Source organism: Actinoplanes sp. NPDC051388 (assembly GCF_055586225.1).
On record NZ_JBVJIP010000015.1, the window covers coordinates 38439 to 55595 of the forward strand.

The window sequence follows — 17157 nt, forward strand, 5'->3', positions numbered from 1 at the left end:
CACCGGACGCTGGGGCGGCGGCCTTCAGCATCGCTTCACCGGGCGTAGGCGTGCAGCCCCGTCAGCAGGTCGGCGAGCCCCGACTTCGCGTCCGCGAACAGCATCGCCGTCATCGGGGCGCTGTAGAGCTCGTTGTCGATCCCGGCGTAGCCCCGGCCCAGCGACCGCTTGATCACCAGGACGCTGCGGGCCTTGTCGACGTCCAGGATGGGCATGCCGGACACCGCGTTGCCGGGCCGCCGGGCAGCCGGATTGGTCACGTCGTTGGCCCCCACGACCAGCACCACATCCGTGCGCGCGAACTCGGGGTTGATCTCGTCCAGGTCCCGCAACTGCGCGTAGGGCGCGTTCGCCTCGGCCAGCAGCACGTTCATGTGCCCGGGCATCCGGCCGGCCACCGGATGGATGCCGTAGCTCACCTCGACGCCGTGGTCGGTCAGCGCCTGCGCGAGCGCGACCACCTCGTGCTGCGCCTGGGCCGCCGCGAGTCCGTAGCCGGGCACGATCACCACCTTGCCCGCATAGGCCAGCTGGATGGCGGCGTCGTCCAGGGTGATCTCGCGGACGGTCGCGGCCGGCCCGTCGAGCGCGCCGGCCGCCGGCCCGTCGCCGGTGCCGAACCCGCCGGCCATGATCGCCGCGATCGGGCGGTTCATCGCGTCCGCCATCAGCTTGGTCAGGATCGCGCCGGACGCGCCGACCAGGGCGCCGGCGATGATCAGCGGGGTGCTGTCCAGCACGAAGCCGGCCATCGCCACCGCCGTGCCGGTGAACGCGTTGAGCAGCGAGATCACCACCGGCATGTCGGCGCCACCGATCGGCAGGGTGCCGGCCACCCCGAGCGCCAGCGCGGCCACCAGCACGCCGCACAGCAGCACGACCCCGCCACGGCCGGCCACGAACGGCACGATCATGGCGAGCGCCGCCACGGCGAGCAGCATGCCGGTCAGCCGGCTCGAGCGCACCGCCAGCGGCCGGCCCGGCACGATGCCGGCCAGTTTGCCGGAGGCGATCAGCGATCCGCTGAAGGTGACCCCGCCGATGAACACGTCGAGCGCGATCGTCAGCGTGGTCTGCACCGGCAGCGCGCCGACCGAGCCGGCGTGCTCGACGGTGTCGGTCAGCGCGATCAGCGCCGCGGCGCCGCCGCCGACCGCGTTGAACAGGCTGACCAGCTCCGGCATCGCGGTCATCCGCACGCGGCGCGCGCTGACCACGCCGGCGACCGCGCCGACCACCGTGCCGGCCGCGAGCGTCAGCAGGGCGGCGCCGGTGGCCTCCCGATGCCAGGCCAGCACGGCGACCGTGGTGGCGACCGCGGCGGCCATGCCGGCCGCGGAGAGCTGGTTGCCGCGGCGGGCGGTGGCCGGGGTGTTCATCAGGCGCAGACCGAGCACGAAACACGTGGCACAGGCCAGATAGACCAGGTGGGCGGTGGTGTCGAAGGCGCTCATCCGCGCGGGTCCCGCCGGGTGCGGAACATCGCGAGCATCCGGTCGGTGACCAGGTAGCCGCCGACCACGTTCATCGCCCCGAACGCGGCGGCGACGAAGAGCAGCAGGTATCCCGCCGCGGTCGTGGTGGTGGCGGCCAGCAGCATGACCCCGACCAGCACCACGCCGTGGATCGCGTTCGCGCCGGACATCAGCGGGGTGTGCAGGGTCGCGGGCACCTTGCTGATCACCTCGAACCCGACGAGGACGGCCAGCAGGAAGACCGTGAGGTCGGCGAGCAGCAGCGGGTTCACGGGGTGACCTCCACACTCGCGGCGGCGTCGCGGACCGCCGGCGGCACGATGCGGCCGTCGTGGGTGGCCACCACCGCCGCCTGGATCTCGTCGTCCGGGTCGATGCGCGGCACGCCGTCCGGCAGCAGGGCGGCGAGCACGGCGCAGATGTTGCGGGAATAGGCGGTGGACGCCGCCTGCGGCACGCTCGCGGCCAGCTCACCGGCGCCGACCACGGTGACGCCCCGGGCCGTCACGATGGTGCGCCGCGGCTCGGACCCCGCGACGTTGCCGCCGAGCTCGCCCGCGGCCAGGTCGACCACCACGGCGCCGGGGCGCATGGCGGCGAGCGCCGCGGCCGAGACGAGGACCGGCGGGCGGCGGCCGGGCACCAGGGCGGTCGTGATCACCACGTCGAAGCGGGCCACCGCCGCGTCGAGGGCGGTCTGCTGCTGTTCGGCCTCGGCCGCGGTGAGCTCCCGGGCGTAGCCGCCCGTGCCGGCCACGGCGGGACCGTCGAGCGCCAGCACGGACGCGCCGGTCGAGGCGATCTCGTCGCGCGCCGCTTCGCGCACGTCATATCCCGTGACCAGCGCGCCCAGCCGCCGGGCGGTGGCCAGCGCCTGCAGCCCGGCCACCCCGGCGCCGAGCACCAGCACCTGCGCCGGGCGGCTGGTGCCGGCCGCGGTGACCAGCATCGGGAAGAAGCCGCCGTAGGTCTCCGCGGCGACCAGCGCGGCCTTGTAGCCGGCGACGGTGGCCTGGGAGGTGAGCGCGTCCATCGCCTGTGCGCGGCTCAGCGTGCGCGGCAGCAGGTCCAGGCTGACCGCGGTGACCTTGGCGTCGGCCAGCTGCCGCACCAGAGCCGGCCGGGTGAGCGGCGACAGCAGGCCGACCAGCAGCTGACCCTCGCGCAGGAGATCCACATCGTCCGGCGGATGCAGGCAGACCAGCACGTCGCTGTCCGCGTGCACCTGCCCGCGGCCGGCGATCGTGGCGCCCGCCTCGGCGTATCCGGAGTCGCCGAACCAGGCGGCCTCGCCGGCGCCGGCCTCCACCGTCACCCGCAGCCCCTGTTTTCGCAGCCTGGTCACACCGTCGGGGGTCAGCGCCACGCGTCGCTCCCCGGTCGCCGTCTCGCGCAGCACCCCGACCGTTGTCATCCGTCTGGTCTACGCCTCCCGGGTCGGCCGCGCCACCCCGCCGGCGGGGACTGGGCCGGACGGCCCGGGTCCTTCGGCCCTGATCTTCGCCGATCCCCTGGCTTACGGTGGAACAATGAACGACACCTTGGCCGCACCCGACGAGACCGAGATCGAGCAGCTGGACGCCTGGTGGCGGGCGAACAACTACCTGACCATCGGCCAGATCTATCTGCGGGGCAACCCGCTGCTGCGGGAGCCGCTCGAGCCGAAGCACATCAAGCCGCGTCTGCTCGGCCACTGGGGCACGAGCCCGGGCCTGGCGTTCATCTATGCGCACGTCTCCCGCCTGATCCGGCACACCGGCCAGCAGGCGATCTATCTCGCCGGGCCGGGGCACGGCGGGCCGGCCCTGGTGGCGGCCGGATATCTCGAGGGCACCTACAGCGAGGTCTATCCGGAGGTCAGCCAGGACGAGGCCGGCCTGTTGCGGCTGTTCCGCCAGTTCTCCAGCCCGGGTGGCATCCCGAGCCACGTCTCGGTGACCACGCCCGGGTCGATCCACGAGGGCGGCGAGCTGGGCTACGTGCTGGTGCACGCGTTCGGCGCGGTGATGGACAACCCCGACCTGCTGGCGATCGCCGTGGTCGGCGACGGCGAGGCGGAGACCGGCCCGCTGGAGGGCTCGTGGAAGGGCGTCTCGTTCCTGAACCCGGAGCGCGACGGCGCGGTGCTGCCGATCCTGCACCTCAACGGCGCGAAGATCGCCGGGCCGACCGTGCTGGCCCGCAAGGACCCCGCGGAGGTGCGCTCGCTGCTGCACGGGCACGGCTACGACGTGATCGAGGTCGAGGGCGGCGACCTGCCCGGCATGCATCACCGGTTCGCCGCCGCGCTGGCCGATGCCTGGCGCAAGATCCGGACCATTCAGAGCGATGCCCGCGAGGGCCGGTGGGACGGCGCCCGGCCACGCTGGCCGCTGATCATCCTGCGGTCGCCGAAGGGCTGGACCGGGCCGGAGAAGGTGGACGGGGTCACGGTCACCGGCACCTGGCGCTCGCATCAGGTGCCGCTGTCGGGGGTGCGGGACAACCCGGAACACCTCGCGATTCTGGAATCGTGGCTGCGGTCGTACCGTCCGGAAGAGCTCTTCGACGAGAGCGGCGCACCCACCAAGGCCGTGCTCGGCCTCGCCCCGCAGGGCGATCTGCGGATGAGCGCCAGCCCGCACGCCAACGGCGGGCGGCTGACCGAGGACCTGGCCCTGCCGGACTTCCGGGACTACGCGGTCGACGTGCCGCGCCCGGCCGAGCACCGCGCGGAGTCCACCCGCAAGCTCGGCGAGCTGATGCGCGACATCTACACCCTCAACCCGGACCGGTTCCGGCTGTTCTGCCCGGACGAGACCAACAGCAACCGGCTCGGCGCGGTGTTCGAGGTGTCGGATCGCGGCTTCATGGAGCGGGTGACGCCGGAGGACGTGGCGATCGGCCGCGACGGGCGGGTCATGGAGGTGCTGTCCGAGCACAACTGCCACGGCTGGCTGGAGGGCTACAACCTGACCGGCCGGCACGGGATGTTCGCCACCTATGAGGCGTTCGCGATGGTGAGCGCGTCCCAGACCGTCCAACATGGAAAGTGGCTGCAAGAGGCGAAGAACCTGCCCTGGCGGGCCAAGGTGCCGAGCCTCAACGTGCTGCTCACCTCGACCGCGTGGCGCAACGACCACAATGGATTCTCGCACCAGGGTCCGGGGCTGATCCAGGTGGTGCTGACCCAGCGCGGCGACGTGGCCCGGGTCTACCTGCCGCCGGACGCCAACTGCCTGCTCTCCGTGGCGGACCACTGCCTCCGGTCGCGCTCGTACATCAATCTGATCGTCATCGACAAGCAGCCACAGTTGCAGTGGCTGACCATGGACCAGGCCGTCGAGCACTGCGCGCGGGGCGCGGGCGTCTGGGACTGGGCCGGGTCCGACGACGGCGCCAGCGACCCGGACATCGTGCTGGCCTGCGCGGGCGACGTGGTGACGATGGAGACCGTCGCGGCCGCGCAGATCCTGGCGGAGCGGCTCCCCGGACTCAAGGTCCGGGTCGTCAACGTGGTCGACCTGATGACCCTGGTGCGCCCGAAGGACCACCCGCACGGCATGAGCACCACCATGTTCACCGAGCTCTTCACCGACACGGTCGACGTGGTCTTCTCGTTCCACGGCTACCCGGGGGCGATCCACCAGCTGGTGCACGGCCGGCCGGACGCCGACCGGTTCCGGGTGCGCGGCTTCATCGAGCAGGGCACCACGACCACGCCGTTCGACATGACCGTCCGCAACAAGGCGTCGCGCTACCACCTGGTGATGGACGCGATCAACAACGCCAAGCGGCTGCCGCGCGGCGCGAGCGACCTCAAGCAGTGGTGCGAGCAGCAGCTCGAGCGGCACGAGGCCTATGTGGTCGAGCACCTCGAGGACATGCCCGAGGTGCGCGACTGGTCGCTCGGCGACTGGGCCCGGCAGGGCTGAGCCGGACGTTGATCAGGCCGGGCGATCCAGTTTTCGGAACGCGGCGAACATGAACGCCGCGGTGGTGGCCACGAACGCGATCCGGAACAGGTTGGCGATGCTCCAGCCCCAGGTCGCGGCGGTCATCTCCGCGGCGTGCGCGGCATAGCCGGCGCCGAACATCCGGGTGATGAAGGCGGACACCATGAAGACGGTGATCCCGACCGACAGCACCGCGAAGACGCCCGCCCAGCGGTAGTCGGCCTTGACCCGGACGTCCCGGTTGACCGCGAACAGGACGCCCACGAGCAGGATCGGCAGCACGGTGACCGGGATGAAATAAGTGGTCGGGCTGGTGGTCACGAAGAACTCGTTGAGCCGCCGGACCTGCTCGGCGCTGTCCACCACCCAGTTCGGCGCGATCACCACGGCCTCGTAGACGTTGCCGAAACACCAGTAGGCCAGCCCGATGACGGCCAGCAGCGTCAGTCTCCTCTGGGTGCTCTTCCGCATACCTGAGAGTGTAAGGTTACCTTATGGCAAGTGCAAGGAAACCTGATACTTCGGTACGCGCGGACGACGCCGTCGGCTGGACGATCGTGCGCGCCGGTCACTTCCTGGCGAAGCTGTTCGAGGAGGCGATGCGCGAGGTGTCGCTGACCCCGGCGCAGTTCGGCGTGCTCGCGGTGATCGCCGGGGAGCCCGGCATCGGCTCCGGTCAGCTGGCCCGGCGCGTGCTGGTCACCCCGCAGAGCGTGGGCGAGATCGTCGCCGCGCTGGAGGCGGCGGGCCACGTCGCCCGAGACCGCAGCGGTGGACGCGGCCGGCGGGCGGGCATCGAGCTGACGCCGCAGGGAGAGGCGTTGCTGGGCCGGGCGTTCGGCGTCGCCGCCGCCCTGAACGAGCCGGGCGCGCTGGGCCTCGACGCTGATGAGATGGCGACCGTCAACACCCTCCTGCACCGGGTGCTGCACACGGTCTCACCGCCGGTCTGAGTCCCCTTTGTGGTAGGTGGCCGTCGTGTGATCACCCACGATCAGCTGGCCGACCCCCTTGATTTTCTTGATCTGCGTGCGGCTGCCGGTGCCGGGCGCGGTTTCGCCGGCCCGCCCGCGGATTCCGGCGATCGCGGCGCCGCCGAGGGTGACCAGCGCCAGCAGGAAGCTGCCGACGCTCGCCCACTGGTCCATGTCGCCCAGCGAGTCGCGGGTCGCGAAGAAGACGCCGGCGCCGATCAGGGCGAGCGCGAGACCGCCGGCCGCCACCCACGCCTTCCTCATGTCGATCCGGCCTTCTTCTGCTTGCGCACCCCGTCGGCGATGCCGCTGTCGGCGCTCATCTCCGGGATCCGGATCCTCAGCTCGGTGCGCAGCTTGTTGCCCGCGCCGACCATGACGCTGGTCGCGTTGTCGACGGCGACCAGGCCGAACAGGCCGAGGAGGGTGGCCTTCTGCTGGGGCAGACCGTCGGCGTAACCAAGGACGTTGTCGTCGGTCGCATTCTGCGCGGCGCCGACCAGGTCGCACAGGAAACCGGCGAGCTCGCCGGCGTCGTCCTGCGGCGCGGCCACCAGGTCGACATAACGGTGGGCCAGCTCCTCGCTGTCGGCGATCAGAGCGCCGGCCGGGATGGTGGTGCGCTCCAGCACGAACCGGGAGTCGAGCTGGGTCACGGCGCCGTCACCCAGTTGCACCGTGTCGGCCCGGTGGATCGACGCCGTGCAGTCCGCGCGGAGCCGCCGGTCCATCGTGGTCGGGCCGGTCTTCGCCGGGCGGTTCACCAGGCTTTCCAGGGCCGCGCGCAGATCGCGCACGACGGCGGAGTTGTCCGCGCCGGGCCGGGCCCGGGCGACGATCTCCCGCACTTTGCGGGACCGCAGCGCGTCGTCCTCGGCCACCTCCGCGCGGCGGATGTGGACGTGATCGACCTGGGTGAGATCGCAGTTGTCGCCGACCACGACGGAGGTCGAGTCGCGGGCGTGCACGGTGTGCGGCGAGAACATCAGGCCGAGCCCGACGCTGCGCAGCCGGCCGTGCGCGTGCGTGGCGGTCTTCAGAAACGCGACGCCGTGGTATTCGGGCCGGATGTCGCCGGTGCCGCTGACCGGGTATCTGCGGGTCGGCCGGCTCTCGACCTCCAACCCCTTCTCCCGCAACGCATCCAGCCCGAGCAGGGCACGCAACTCGAAGATTCGCGGATCGGCCGCGGCGGCCACGGGCGCAGGCCGCGGACCGCGGGTGTCGGCGTCCGGCTCGCCGAGGGCGTCGGCTTCCGGCTTGCGCGCTTTGGACGGCGGCCGGAGAGGTCCGAGGGCATCGGCTTCCGGTTCGCGGGTCTCGGCCGCCGGCCGGAGCGGCCCGAGGGCGTCGGCTTCCGGCCTGCGAGATCTGGCCCGTGGCCCGATGAGCGGCCACAGCCGCGGCGACGCCGGCTTCGGCGGGACGGCGCCCGGCCGGGGTGGCCTGAGCGCGGCCTGCGGAGGAGAGTCCGGCGCCCCGCCGCGCGATGGCCGGAAGATGGCCCACAGGTCGGGCCGCGGCGCGTCGTTCGCCGACGGGTCGAGGTGCGTGCCCGCCCACCACTTCGGCCGGTCGTCATCGGTCACGCGGGACGAGGACTCCGCATCGCGCGGCGCGGGCCGGAAGATCGGCTCCGGTGGCTCGGGCTCCTCCGGCTGGATCTGCGGACGCGAGAACTCGAACATGCGGCACCCCCAAGGACTCCACACACTGCCATCGAGCCTGCCAGATCGACAGGCCCGCCCACACCCACCGCCGATGTCAGAATTCGGCCACCCACCCTAGGCCACGCAGACGCGGTCGCGGCCGGACTGTTTCGCCTGGTAGAGGGCGCCGTCGGCGCGGGCGAACAGCTGCCGCAGGTCGGGTTCGCCGCCGTCCAGCGAGGCCAGGCCGACGCTGATCGTGACCGGCAGCGGGCCGGCCGCGGTCGGCACCGGGAGGCCGGCGATCACCTTACGCAGCTGCTCGGACAGGTCCGCCGCGGAGGCCGCGGTCTGCGGCGTGACCAGTGCGAACTCCTCGCCGCCGTACCGGCCGAGCACGTCGCCGTCGCGGGCCGTGTCGCGCAGCCGCTGGGCCACGATCCGGATCACCTCGTCGCCGACCGGGTGCCCGTACGTGTCGTTGATGCGTTTGAAGTGGTCGATGTCCACCATGATCGCGGCGATCGGGCGCTGGTGATGCCAGCACAGCTGCAGCTGCCGGCCGGCCTCGGTGAAGAAGTGGTTGCGGTTGAACAGCCCGGTGAGCCCGTCCACAGTGGCCATCCGGCGCACCTGGCTGAACAGGCGCGCGTTCTCGTACGCCGTCATGCCCTGCCCGGCGATGGCCGCCGCGATCTGCGCCTGCGCGTCGGTCATGCCGCCCCGGCCCGAGCCGACCAGCAGGATGCCGGACGGCTCGCCGTGCTCGGCCACCTGGATCGCCCACCAGCTGCGCGGCGTGCCGAGCAACTCGCCGAACGGGGTCGCCTCGCCCGGCGCCACCGCGCGCACCCGCGGGACGGTGAGTCCGAGCAGGTCGGACGGCACCGAGTAGAGCCGGGTGCCGACCGGCGCGCCGTCGCCGTGGGTCGCCGCCACCACCAGCCGGTCGCGGTCCAGCGGGGTCAGCAACACTGCCGAGTCGCCGCCCAGCGTGCGGGTCAGGCTGAGCAGCAGCCGTCGCATCACCTTGTCCGGATCCAGCGACGAGCTCTGGTCGGCCATCGCCGCGCGCAGCGTCTCGGCCACGTCCCGCTGCCGGTGCGCGGCCTGCACGGCGACCTCGAGCTGGGCCGCCCGCGCGGTCTCCAGGGACACCGCGACGTGGTTGGTGATGGCCTTCAGGATGCCGAGGTCGTCGCTGGTGAACACGCCCTTGGCGACCCGGCTGTCCAGATAGACCACGCCGCGCAGCTGGCCGTCGAACTTCAGCGGCGCGACCAGGATGCTGCGCAGGCCGTGCACCTGCATGCTGTGCGAGCCGAGCGCCGCGCCCTCCTCGCTGCCGGTCACCACGAGTGGCTCGCCGGTGTGCCGGACCCGGTCGACCAGGGTCGAGCTGTAGCCGGTCAGCTGGCGGATGTCGTTGCCCTCGCCGTCCCGCCCGACGTGCGGCACCAGCTGGCCGAGGTCGAGATCCATCAGGAACAGGTAGGCCCGCTCGGCGCCCAGGATCCGCAGCGTCTCGTCGAGCGCCACCCGGGCCAGCGCGCTCGGATCCAGCACCGTCGCCGACGCCAGGCTGACCTGCTGCAACGCCTCCAGCCGCCGGCGATAGAGGGCGCCGCCCTTGGTGTCCGCCCGGTCCGCGCTGGTGACCGGGCCGGGGTTGGAGGTGCCGTGCGCGGTCACCCGGAACTCGTCGGTGATCCACCGGGCCCGCTGCGGCCACTGCTGCTCGTTGGCGATCATCAAGGCGACCTTCGCCTGGTGCGCGGCCGAGCCCGGCTGGTTCAGCGCGGCCAGCGCGCGGGCCCGCGCCCGCGCCGTCTCGTACGCGATCAGCGGCGCGTCCAGCGGCAGCAACTCGGCCTCGACGTCCGACAGCGTGCGCACCGCGTCCTGCGGCCGGCCGTTCAGCACCTCGAGATCGGCCCGCGCCACCCGGTGGTAGGCCCGGGTCGGCTTGCTGTCCGCCATCTTCCCGAGGCGGGTGACCGCATCGCGCGCCGCGGCCAGCGAACCGTGGCCGCGGCGGCACTGCTCGAGCCGTCCCAGCGCCTCGTACACGTAGTAGATCCGCTGCTCCGGGACGATCGAGCGGGGTTCCAGGCCGAGCGCGGCGAACTCGGCGGTGAGCTGCTCGAACGGCTCGCCGAGCTGGCCCTGCTCGACCATCGTGACCATCCGGGCGCCGTACAGGTTGATCAGTTGCATCGGATTGTCCGGGCTGGCCCGCAGGAAGCGGCGCAGCGCCTCGATGTGCGCGATCGCCTCCTCGACCCGGCCGCGCTGCGCGGCGATGACCGCCGCCACCGCGCCGATCGCCGCGCCCTCCGCCTCGGCGCCCGGTCCGAGCCGGGCCTTGCCGCGGCGGTACCAGGACTCGGCGTCGGCGGTGCGGCCGCGCTTGAAGTGCTGCATGCAGAGGGTGGACACGCCGGTCAGGTAGTCGCCCAGCTCCAGCCACCGCTCGTGCTCGACCAGCGCCCGGCCCCAGACCTGGCCGTCGTCGTCGCGCCCGCCCATGTGGCTGCCCGCGCCGCGCTTCCACTCCACGTAACCGACCAGCTCGGGGTCGCCGATCTCGCCGGCCACCTCGGCGGCCCGGTCGTAGAGCCGGGTGGCCAGCTTGGCCTTGCCGGCCACGTCGGCGATCACCGCGAGGCCGGCCATGTGCCGCGCGTATTCCGGGCCGGGACCGAGCCGGTTGATCGGCAGCAGGGCGCGCAGGCTGATCAGCGCCCGCATCCCCCGGCGCATCCGCATGGCCAGGGCGAAGGTGGCGACGTCGTAGAGGATGGCCTGCAGCCGGTAGCGCTCGCGCTGCCGGCCACGCGCCGCGCCGAACCCGATCCGGGTGCTGCCGACGAAGAGCCCGGCGAGCAACGCGGCCAGGGTGGTCACGGTCAGGCTCAGCCGGCCGCTGGGCAGTGGCTTGCCCAGCTCGGCGAGCCCGCCGCGGACCGCGTCGAACGCGCGGTCCGGACTCCATCCGCTGTTGTGCACCACGGCCATCTCGGCCAGGATCTCGGCCCGGCGCAGGGGGTCCGGCTCGCTGCGCAGGGCCAGGTCGAGGTGGTGCAGCGCCTCCGCGAACCGTCCGGTGCGCGCACAGCTCATGCCGAGCGCGACGAAGAACCGGGGTTCCGGCGTGATGCCGGCGGCCTGGGCCGAGGCGGCGGCGATCTCGAGGAACGCCCGTGCCTCGGCCGGCGCGTGCTCGGCCAGCGCCAGCCGTCCGGCCGCGAACCCGCTCAGGAAGACCCGCACCGGCCGCCGCCCGGTCTCGCCCAGCGCGTAGTGCCGCGCGGTCGCATAGATGTAACGCGGGTCGTCGTGCTTGACCGCGTCCAGCACCTCGGCGATCCGCTGGTGCAGCCGGCGCAGCGCGTCCGCGTCCAGCCCGACCAGCAGCGCCTCGCGGATGCGGTCGTGCGGGAACCGGTAGCCGTCCGGCCCGGCGGCGGTCACCAGCCGCCGCGACTCGGCCTCGGCGAGCACCGCCCGGGCCCGCCGCGGGTCGATCTCGCAGACCGCCGCGACCAGTTCGGAGGGGAACCACCGCCCGCCCGCGGCGCCGGCCGCCAGCAGCCGGCGGCTCTCCATGCCGAGGCCGTCGATGCGCTGCAGCACCAGTTCGACCGCGTCGCCGGACAGGTCCAGGCGGTCCAGCCCGGCCAGGTCCAGCCGCCAGCCGCGCCAGGACGGCGTGACCAGGCCGGCGTCGAAGACCGCGCGGACGTATTCGCCGACGGTGAACGGGTTGCCGCCGGCCCGCACGGCCAGCTCCGCGACCTGCTCGGCGGGCAGCCGCACCCCGCCCAGGTGCTCCGCGACCAGCTGCACCACCGCCTCCTGGTCGAGCGGCGGCAACGGGATGCGGGTGTCCAGGGTCGCGTCCATGTCGACGCCGAACTGGTCCAGCGCGGCCGCGTTGTCCGTGTCGTCGCGGCTGGTCGCGATCACCAGCAGCGGGGTGCCGGTCAGCCGGCTGGTGACCTGCTGCAGCACCCGCCGGGTCGAGCCGTCCAGCCACTGCACGTCGTCGATGTGCAGCACCGCGCCCTGGAACTCGTCGGCCAGCCCGACCAGGAACGCGGCGACCGCGTTGATGAACTGCTCGTGCCGGTTGAGCTCGCCGATCTCGGGCGCCTGCACCAGGTCGGCGAGCAGCGGCGACAGCGTGCGCAGCAGTGGGCCGCCGCGCCCGGCCGCCCGGGTCAGCCGCTGGATCGCGGTGTCGCGCTCGTAGTCCGGCAGCCGTTCCACCGTCTGCAGGTAGTGCTCGACCGCGGCGCGCAGGGGCGCCAGCGGCACCGGGTCGTCCGGCACGCATTTGCCGTGCAGCACCAGGTCGCCGTCGGTGGCGACGGCGTTGGTCAGCTCGCGGACCAGCCGGGTCTTGCCGGCCCCGGCCGGCCCCTCGACGATGGCCGCGCCACCGGCTCCGGCGCGGGCCTTCAGCCACCGGTTGGCCAGGTCGATCATCTCCTGGTCGCGGCCCACCAGGATGGTCGGGGCGAGCGGCTCGACGGCCCGCCGGTCGGTCGCCACCCGGAACCGGGCGCCCGGCTGCGCGGCGAGCCGTTCCAGGTCGGTGAGCAGGCCCTCGCCGCTCTGGTAGCGGTCGTCCGGATCCTTGGCCATCAGCGTGGCGATGATCGTGCTCAGGGTGGGGGAGAGGTCGGGGCAGAGCGTCTTGGCATCGGGTACGGGCGCGATCGCGTGCTGCCGGATCAGCTCGCCGGCATCCTCCGCCTGATAGGGCAGTTGCCCGGTGACGCACTCGAACAGCAGCACGCCCAGCGCGTAGAGATCGGAGCGGCCGTCCACCGGGCGCTTGAGCATGCCGGTCTGCTCCGGCGCGCTGTAGAGCGGCGTGCCGGCCACCCGGTCGTCCGGGGCGCCGCCGCGGGCGGCCAGGCCGAAGTCGATCAGGCGGGCGGTGCCGGTCGGATCGACGATCACGTTGTCCGGCTTCACGTCGCGATGCACCAGGCCGGCGCGGTGCGCGGCGGTCAGCGGCCCGACCAGGTCGACGGCCAGCGCCACCGCCCGGGCCTCGTCGAGCGGGCCGTGGCGCAGCGTCTGCGACAGCGGGCTGCCGTTGATGTATTCCAGGATCAGGTAGGGCCCGACCGCGGTCTGGCCGACCTCGAAGATCCGCGGCAACAGCCGGTGGCCTACGCAGCCGAGCAGCGCGGCCTCCCGCCGGACGGCGGCCAGGGCCTGCGCGGTGTCGGTCGTGGACAGCACCTTGAGCGCGTATTCGTCGCCGTGGCGGCGGACACGGTAGACCACCGTCTCGGCGCCCCGACCGAGCTCTGAGATCACCTCAAGATCAGAGAATGACCCCGGTGCCATCCCAAAGGTCGCGGTCAACGTGAGCCTTCCATTCACGACGAGCTACCTGGACGGTACGCCTGCGCCGTCCGGCAGCACCACCGTAGAGGTTCCGGCGGCCGCTGTCGCGGGTCCGCGGCGCCGGATCCGTGCCTCTTCTCCCGGCGGCGGTCCACGCGGCGGCCGCCCGCGGTCCGGCCGGGAAACTTCCGGAAGTCAAACCCTCACCATGCTTCGATTCCGGGCCGCTCCACAAGCCTTGACATCGGCGGGACCACAAACTTAAGTTCATCGATATATGTCGAGCGGGTTATCGGACGCCGAAACTTCCGGAAGGACCCGGCATGAGCCGCCGCACCTGGCGCCAGACGCTCCGCCGCGACTGGCAGCTCTATTCGCTGGCCCTGCTGCCGCTGCTGTTCTTCGTGGTGTTCCGCTACCTGCCGATGCTCGGCAACGTGATCGCGTTCCGCCGGTTCCGGCCCGGCGGCAACATCTTCGGTGAGTCCTGGGCCGGCCTGCGCTACTTCCGGCTGTTCTTCGGCGACCCCTCGTTCTGGGAGGTGTTCACCAACACCCTGGTGCTCGGCGCCCTGACCCTGCTGTTCTGCTTCCCGCTGCCGATCGTGCTGGCGCTGCTGCTCAACGAGGTGCGCACCGTCCGGCTCAAGCGGTTCGTGCAGTCCGTGTCCTACCTGCCGCACTTCCTGTCGATCGTGATCGTCGCCGCGATCGTCATGCAGATCGTCTCGGTCGACGGCACGGTCAACCAGGTGGTCCGCGCGTTCGGCGGCGAGGCGGTGCCGTTCCTGCAGCGACCGGAGTGGTTCCGCACGATCTACGTGTCGTCGGAGGTCTGGCAGACCGTCGGCTGGGGCACGATCCTCTATCTGGCGGCGCTCACCACGATCGACGAGAACCTCTACGAGGCGGCGCGGATCGACGGCGCCGGCCGCTGGCGCCAGACCTGGCACGTGACGCTGCCCGGCATCCGGCCCACCATGGTGACGCTGCTGATTCTCAACATCGGCACCTTCCTGGCGGTCGGGTTCGAGAAGATCCTGCTGCTCTACAACCCGCTGACCTACCCGACCAGCGACGTGATCGCCACGTACCTGTACCGGATGGGCTTCGAGTCCAGCAACTTCAGCTATGCCGCGGCGATCGGGCTCTTCGAGGCCGTGATCGGGCTGGTGCTCGTGCTGACCACCAACGTGGTGGCCCGCCGCACGGTCGGGACGAGCCTGTGGTGACCCGCGGGCAGGTGGTCTTCCGGGCGGTGAACGCGGTCGTCCTGAGCGGGGTCGTGCTGGTGACGCTCTACCCGTTCGTCACCATCGTGGCCCGCTCGCTCAGCGACGAGCGGCACCTGATCGCGGGCGAGGTCAACCTGGTGCCGCGCGGCTTCAACCTGGTCTCCTACCGGCTCGTCATGTCCGACCCGATCTTCTGGACCAACTACCGCAACACGGTGGTCTACACGGTCGTCGCGACGTTCATCGCGATCGTGCTGACCACCTGCTACGCCTACGTGTTGTCCAAGCCCCGGCTCGAGGGACGCGGGGTGCTGGTCGGCATCGCGGTGTTCACCATGTTCTTCTCCGGCGGCATCATCCCCAACTACGTGCTGATCACCAGCCTCGGCATGAAGAACTCGATCTGGGCGGTGGTGGTGCCCAACGCCATCAGCGTCTTCAACCTGCTGGTGATGAAGGCCTACTTCGAGAGCCTGCCGGAGGAGCTCGAGGAGGCGGCGGCGGTCGACGGGCTGAGCACGTACGGGATCCTGTGGCGGATCGTGCTGCCGCTGTCCAAGGCGATCGTCGCCACGATGGTGCTGTTCTACGCGGTGTCCTTCTGGAACTCGTGGTTCAGCGCGTTCCTCTACATGGACCGCCAGGAGCTCTTCCCGGTGACTGTCTATCTGCGCAACCTCATCGCCGGCGCGACCGGCGCGCAGTCCGCGGGCGGGGTCGCCGACGCGGACGCCGTGCAGGCCGCGGCCACCCTGCAGGCCGTGACCATCGTGCTCACCACGCTGCCGATCCTGGCGGTCTATCCGTTCGTCCAGCGCTACTTCGTGTCCGGCGTGATGCTCGGCGCCGTGAAGGGGTAGCCCACCCGCACCCGAAAGGACAGCCATGCTTCACCGAACGTGGCGCGGCGTGGCGGCAGCCGCCGCCGGTCTGCTCGCCCTGAGCCTCGTCGCCTGCTCGGACGACACCGCCGACGCGGAGGACCTGTCCGGCAACCGGGCCGGCGCGATGGCCACCTATGCCGTCGGGGACCAGTTCACGGCCACCGGGCCGATGACGTTCAGCATGCTCTACAACAATCACCCGTTCTATCCGCTGAAGAACGACTGGCTGTTCTGGTCCGAGCTCACCCGGCGCACCGGGGTCACGATCCAGTCGGTCGCCGTGCCGCTGAGCGACTACGAGCAGAAGCGCAGCCTGCTGATCGGCGCCGGCGACGCCCCGATGATCATCCCGAAGACCTACCACCCCGCGGAGAACGCCTTCGCCTCGTCCGGCGCGATCCTGCCGGTCAGCGACTACCTCGACCTGATGCCGAACCTCACCGACAAGATCGCGAAGTGGCAGCTGGCGCCGGAGATCAACACTCTGAAGCAGTCGGACGGCAAGTTCTATCTGCTGCCGGGCCTGCACGAGAAGCCGACCCAGGACTATTCGCTGGCCGTCCGCAAGGACATCCTCGACGAGCTCGGGCTGCAGATCCCGAAGACCTGGGACGAGCTCCATGCGGTGCTGAAGGCGATGAAGGCCCGCTACCCGGACGTCTATCCGTTCTCCGACCGGTGGGGCAAGCCCACCCCCGGCGGCAACCTGCTGAACATCCTGGCCGTCTCCTACGGCGTCACCGGCGGCTGGGGTTACCAGCACGCCGACTGGGACCCGGTGGCCGGAAAGTTCGAGTACACCGCCGCCACCGACGGCTACCGGCAGATGCTGGAATATCTGAACAAGCTGGTCGCGGAGAAGCTGCTCGACCCGGAGAGCTTCACCCAGACCGACGACGCGGCCCGGCAGAAGCTGGCCAACGGCAAGGCGTTCGTGATCAGCTCGAACGCGCAGAGCCTGGTGAACGACTACCGGGCCGACCTCGAGGGCACGCAACCCGGGGCCGAGCTGGTGAAGATCCCGCTGCCGGTCGGACCGGCCGGCGAGATCAACCCGGCATCCCGCCTGGAGAACGGCGTGATGATCTCCAAGAAGGCCCGGGAGAGCAAGAACTTCGTCGCCATGATGCAGTTCATCGACTGGCTCTGGTATTCGGACGCCGGCCTGGAGTTCGCCCGCTGGGGAGTGGAGGGGACGACCTTCACCAAGGACGCGTCCGGCCGGCGCACGCTGACCGGGTCGGTGGACATGCTCGGGCTGAACCCCGGCGCGCCCAAGCATCTGCAGAAGGACTTCGGCTTCCACAACGGCATCTTCACGTACGGCGGTGACCTGCCCCTGGTGCAGTCCTTCTTCCCGCCCGAGGAGATGGAGTTCCAGAAGGTGATGGGCGCCCGCACCCCGATCGCGGTCCCGCCGCCCTATCCGTTCACCGACGAGGAGCGTGAGCAGGCGACGCTCTGGGAGACGCCGCTCAAGGACTTCGTCACCCAGAACACGCTGAAGTTCATCCTCGGGCAGCGGCCGCTCGCCGAGTGGGACGCGTACGTCGCGGAGCTGAAGGCCAAGAACTCGGACCAGTACCTGCAGCTGGTCGACAAGGCCTACCAGCGCTTCCAGAAGGCGAACGGCTGAGC

Annotated in this window: 12 protein-coding genes; 5 read left to right on the forward strand and 7 right to left on the reverse strand. The window is 71.6% G+C overall.

Annotated features, from left to right (window positions below; translation table 11 throughout):
* Positions 1-35: 35 nt before the first annotated feature.
* From ACZ6TI_RS32425 to ACZ6TI_RS32435, 3 genes are read right to left on the reverse strand one after another with little or no spacing between them, the layout of a single operon-like run.
* Positions 36-1454, reverse strand: coding sequence for an NAD(P)(+) transhydrogenase (Re/Si-specific) subunit beta (locus ACZ6TI_RS32425; protein ID WP_465348996.1), 1419 nt, complete (start codon positions 1452-1454; stop codon positions 36-38).
* The gene (locus ACZ6TI_RS32430) at positions 1451-1747 is read right to left on the reverse strand and encodes an NAD(P) transhydrogenase subunit alpha part 2 (protein ID WP_465348997.1); all 297 of its coding nucleotides are present in this window, start codon (positions 1745-1747) and stop codon (positions 1451-1453) included. The genes ACZ6TI_RS32425 and ACZ6TI_RS32430 overlap by 4 nt, the downstream gene beginning before the upstream one ends.
* Positions 1744-2889: an NAD(P) transhydrogenase subunit alpha gene (locus tag ACZ6TI_RS32435; protein WP_465348998.1), complete on the reverse strand. Its 1146-nt coding sequence runs from the start codon at positions 2887-2889 to the stop codon at positions 1744-1746. Before ACZ6TI_RS32435 ends, ACZ6TI_RS32430 begins: the two co-directional genes overlap by 4 nt.
* A gap of 115 nt (positions 2890-3004) precedes the next feature.
* Here ACZ6TI_RS32435 and ACZ6TI_RS32440 point away from each other — a divergent pair, with 115 nt between their 5' ends.
* On the forward strand, positions 3005-5389 hold the full coding sequence (locus tag ACZ6TI_RS32440; RefSeq protein WP_465348999.1) for a phosphoketolase family protein: 2385 nt from the start codon (positions 3005-3007) through the stop codon (positions 5387-5389).
* A 12-nt stretch (positions 5390-5401) separates the two neighbouring features.
* Here the strand turns inward: ACZ6TI_RS32440 and ACZ6TI_RS32445 are convergent, their stop codons facing one another.
* Entirely contained in the window at positions 5402-5881 is a 480-nt protein-coding gene (locus ACZ6TI_RS32445; RefSeq protein ID WP_465349000.1) for a hypothetical protein, read from the reverse strand.
* A gap of 23 nt (positions 5882-5904) precedes the next feature.
* Here ACZ6TI_RS32445 and ACZ6TI_RS32450 point away from each other — a divergent pair, with 23 nt between their 5' ends.
* Positions 5905-6363, forward strand: a complete 459-nt coding sequence (locus ACZ6TI_RS32450; protein ID WP_465349001.1) for a MarR family winged helix-turn-helix transcriptional regulator — start codon at positions 5905-5907, stop codon at positions 6361-6363.
* On the opposite strand, the gene ACZ6TI_RS32455 is transcribed toward ACZ6TI_RS32450, so the two are convergent.
* The 3 genes from ACZ6TI_RS32455 to ACZ6TI_RS32465 all read right to left on the reverse strand — a co-directional run bounded on the left by ACZ6TI_RS32455 (position 6349) and on the right by ACZ6TI_RS32465 (position 13370).
* On the reverse strand, positions 6349-6648 hold the full coding sequence (locus ACZ6TI_RS32455) for a hypothetical protein (protein ID WP_465349002.1): 300 nt from the start codon (positions 6646-6648) through the stop codon (positions 6349-6351). The genes ACZ6TI_RS32450 and ACZ6TI_RS32455 overlap by 15 nt on opposite strands.
* A complete protein-coding gene (locus ACZ6TI_RS32460; RefSeq protein ID WP_465349003.1) occupies positions 6645-8072 on the reverse strand; it encodes a hypothetical protein in 1428 nt (475 codons plus the stop codon). The genes ACZ6TI_RS32455 and ACZ6TI_RS32460 overlap by 4 nt, the downstream gene beginning before the upstream one ends.
* 96 nt (positions 8073-8168) lie before the next feature.
* Positions 8169-13370 carry a diguanylate cyclase gene (locus tag ACZ6TI_RS32465; RefSeq protein WP_465349004.1) on the reverse strand — a complete coding sequence of 1734 codons (5202 nt, stop codon included), beginning with the start codon at positions 13368-13370 and terminating at the stop codon, positions 8169-8171.
* Positions 13371-13723: 353 nt separating this feature from the next.
* Between ACZ6TI_RS32465 and ACZ6TI_RS32470 the strand changes: the two genes are divergently transcribed.
* From ACZ6TI_RS32470 to ACZ6TI_RS32480, 3 genes are read left to right on the forward strand one after another with little or no spacing between them, the layout of a single operon-like run.
* Positions 13724-14632, forward strand: coding sequence for an ABC transporter permease (locus ACZ6TI_RS32470; protein ID WP_465349005.1), 909 nt, complete (start codon positions 13724-13726; stop codon positions 14630-14632).
* A complete protein-coding gene (locus tag ACZ6TI_RS32475; protein ID WP_465349006.1) occupies positions 14629-15495 on the forward strand; it encodes a carbohydrate ABC transporter permease in 867 nt (288 codons plus the stop codon). The genes ACZ6TI_RS32470 and ACZ6TI_RS32475 overlap by 4 nt, the downstream gene beginning before the upstream one ends.
* A 25-nt stretch (positions 15496-15520) precedes the next feature.
* Positions 15521-17155 (forward strand): ABC transporter substrate-binding protein, encoded by a 1635-nt coding sequence (locus tag ACZ6TI_RS32480; RefSeq protein ID WP_465349007.1) that lies wholly within the window; start codon positions 15521-15523, stop codon positions 17153-17155.
* The last annotated feature ends 2 nt before the right edge of the window (positions 17156-17157 follow it).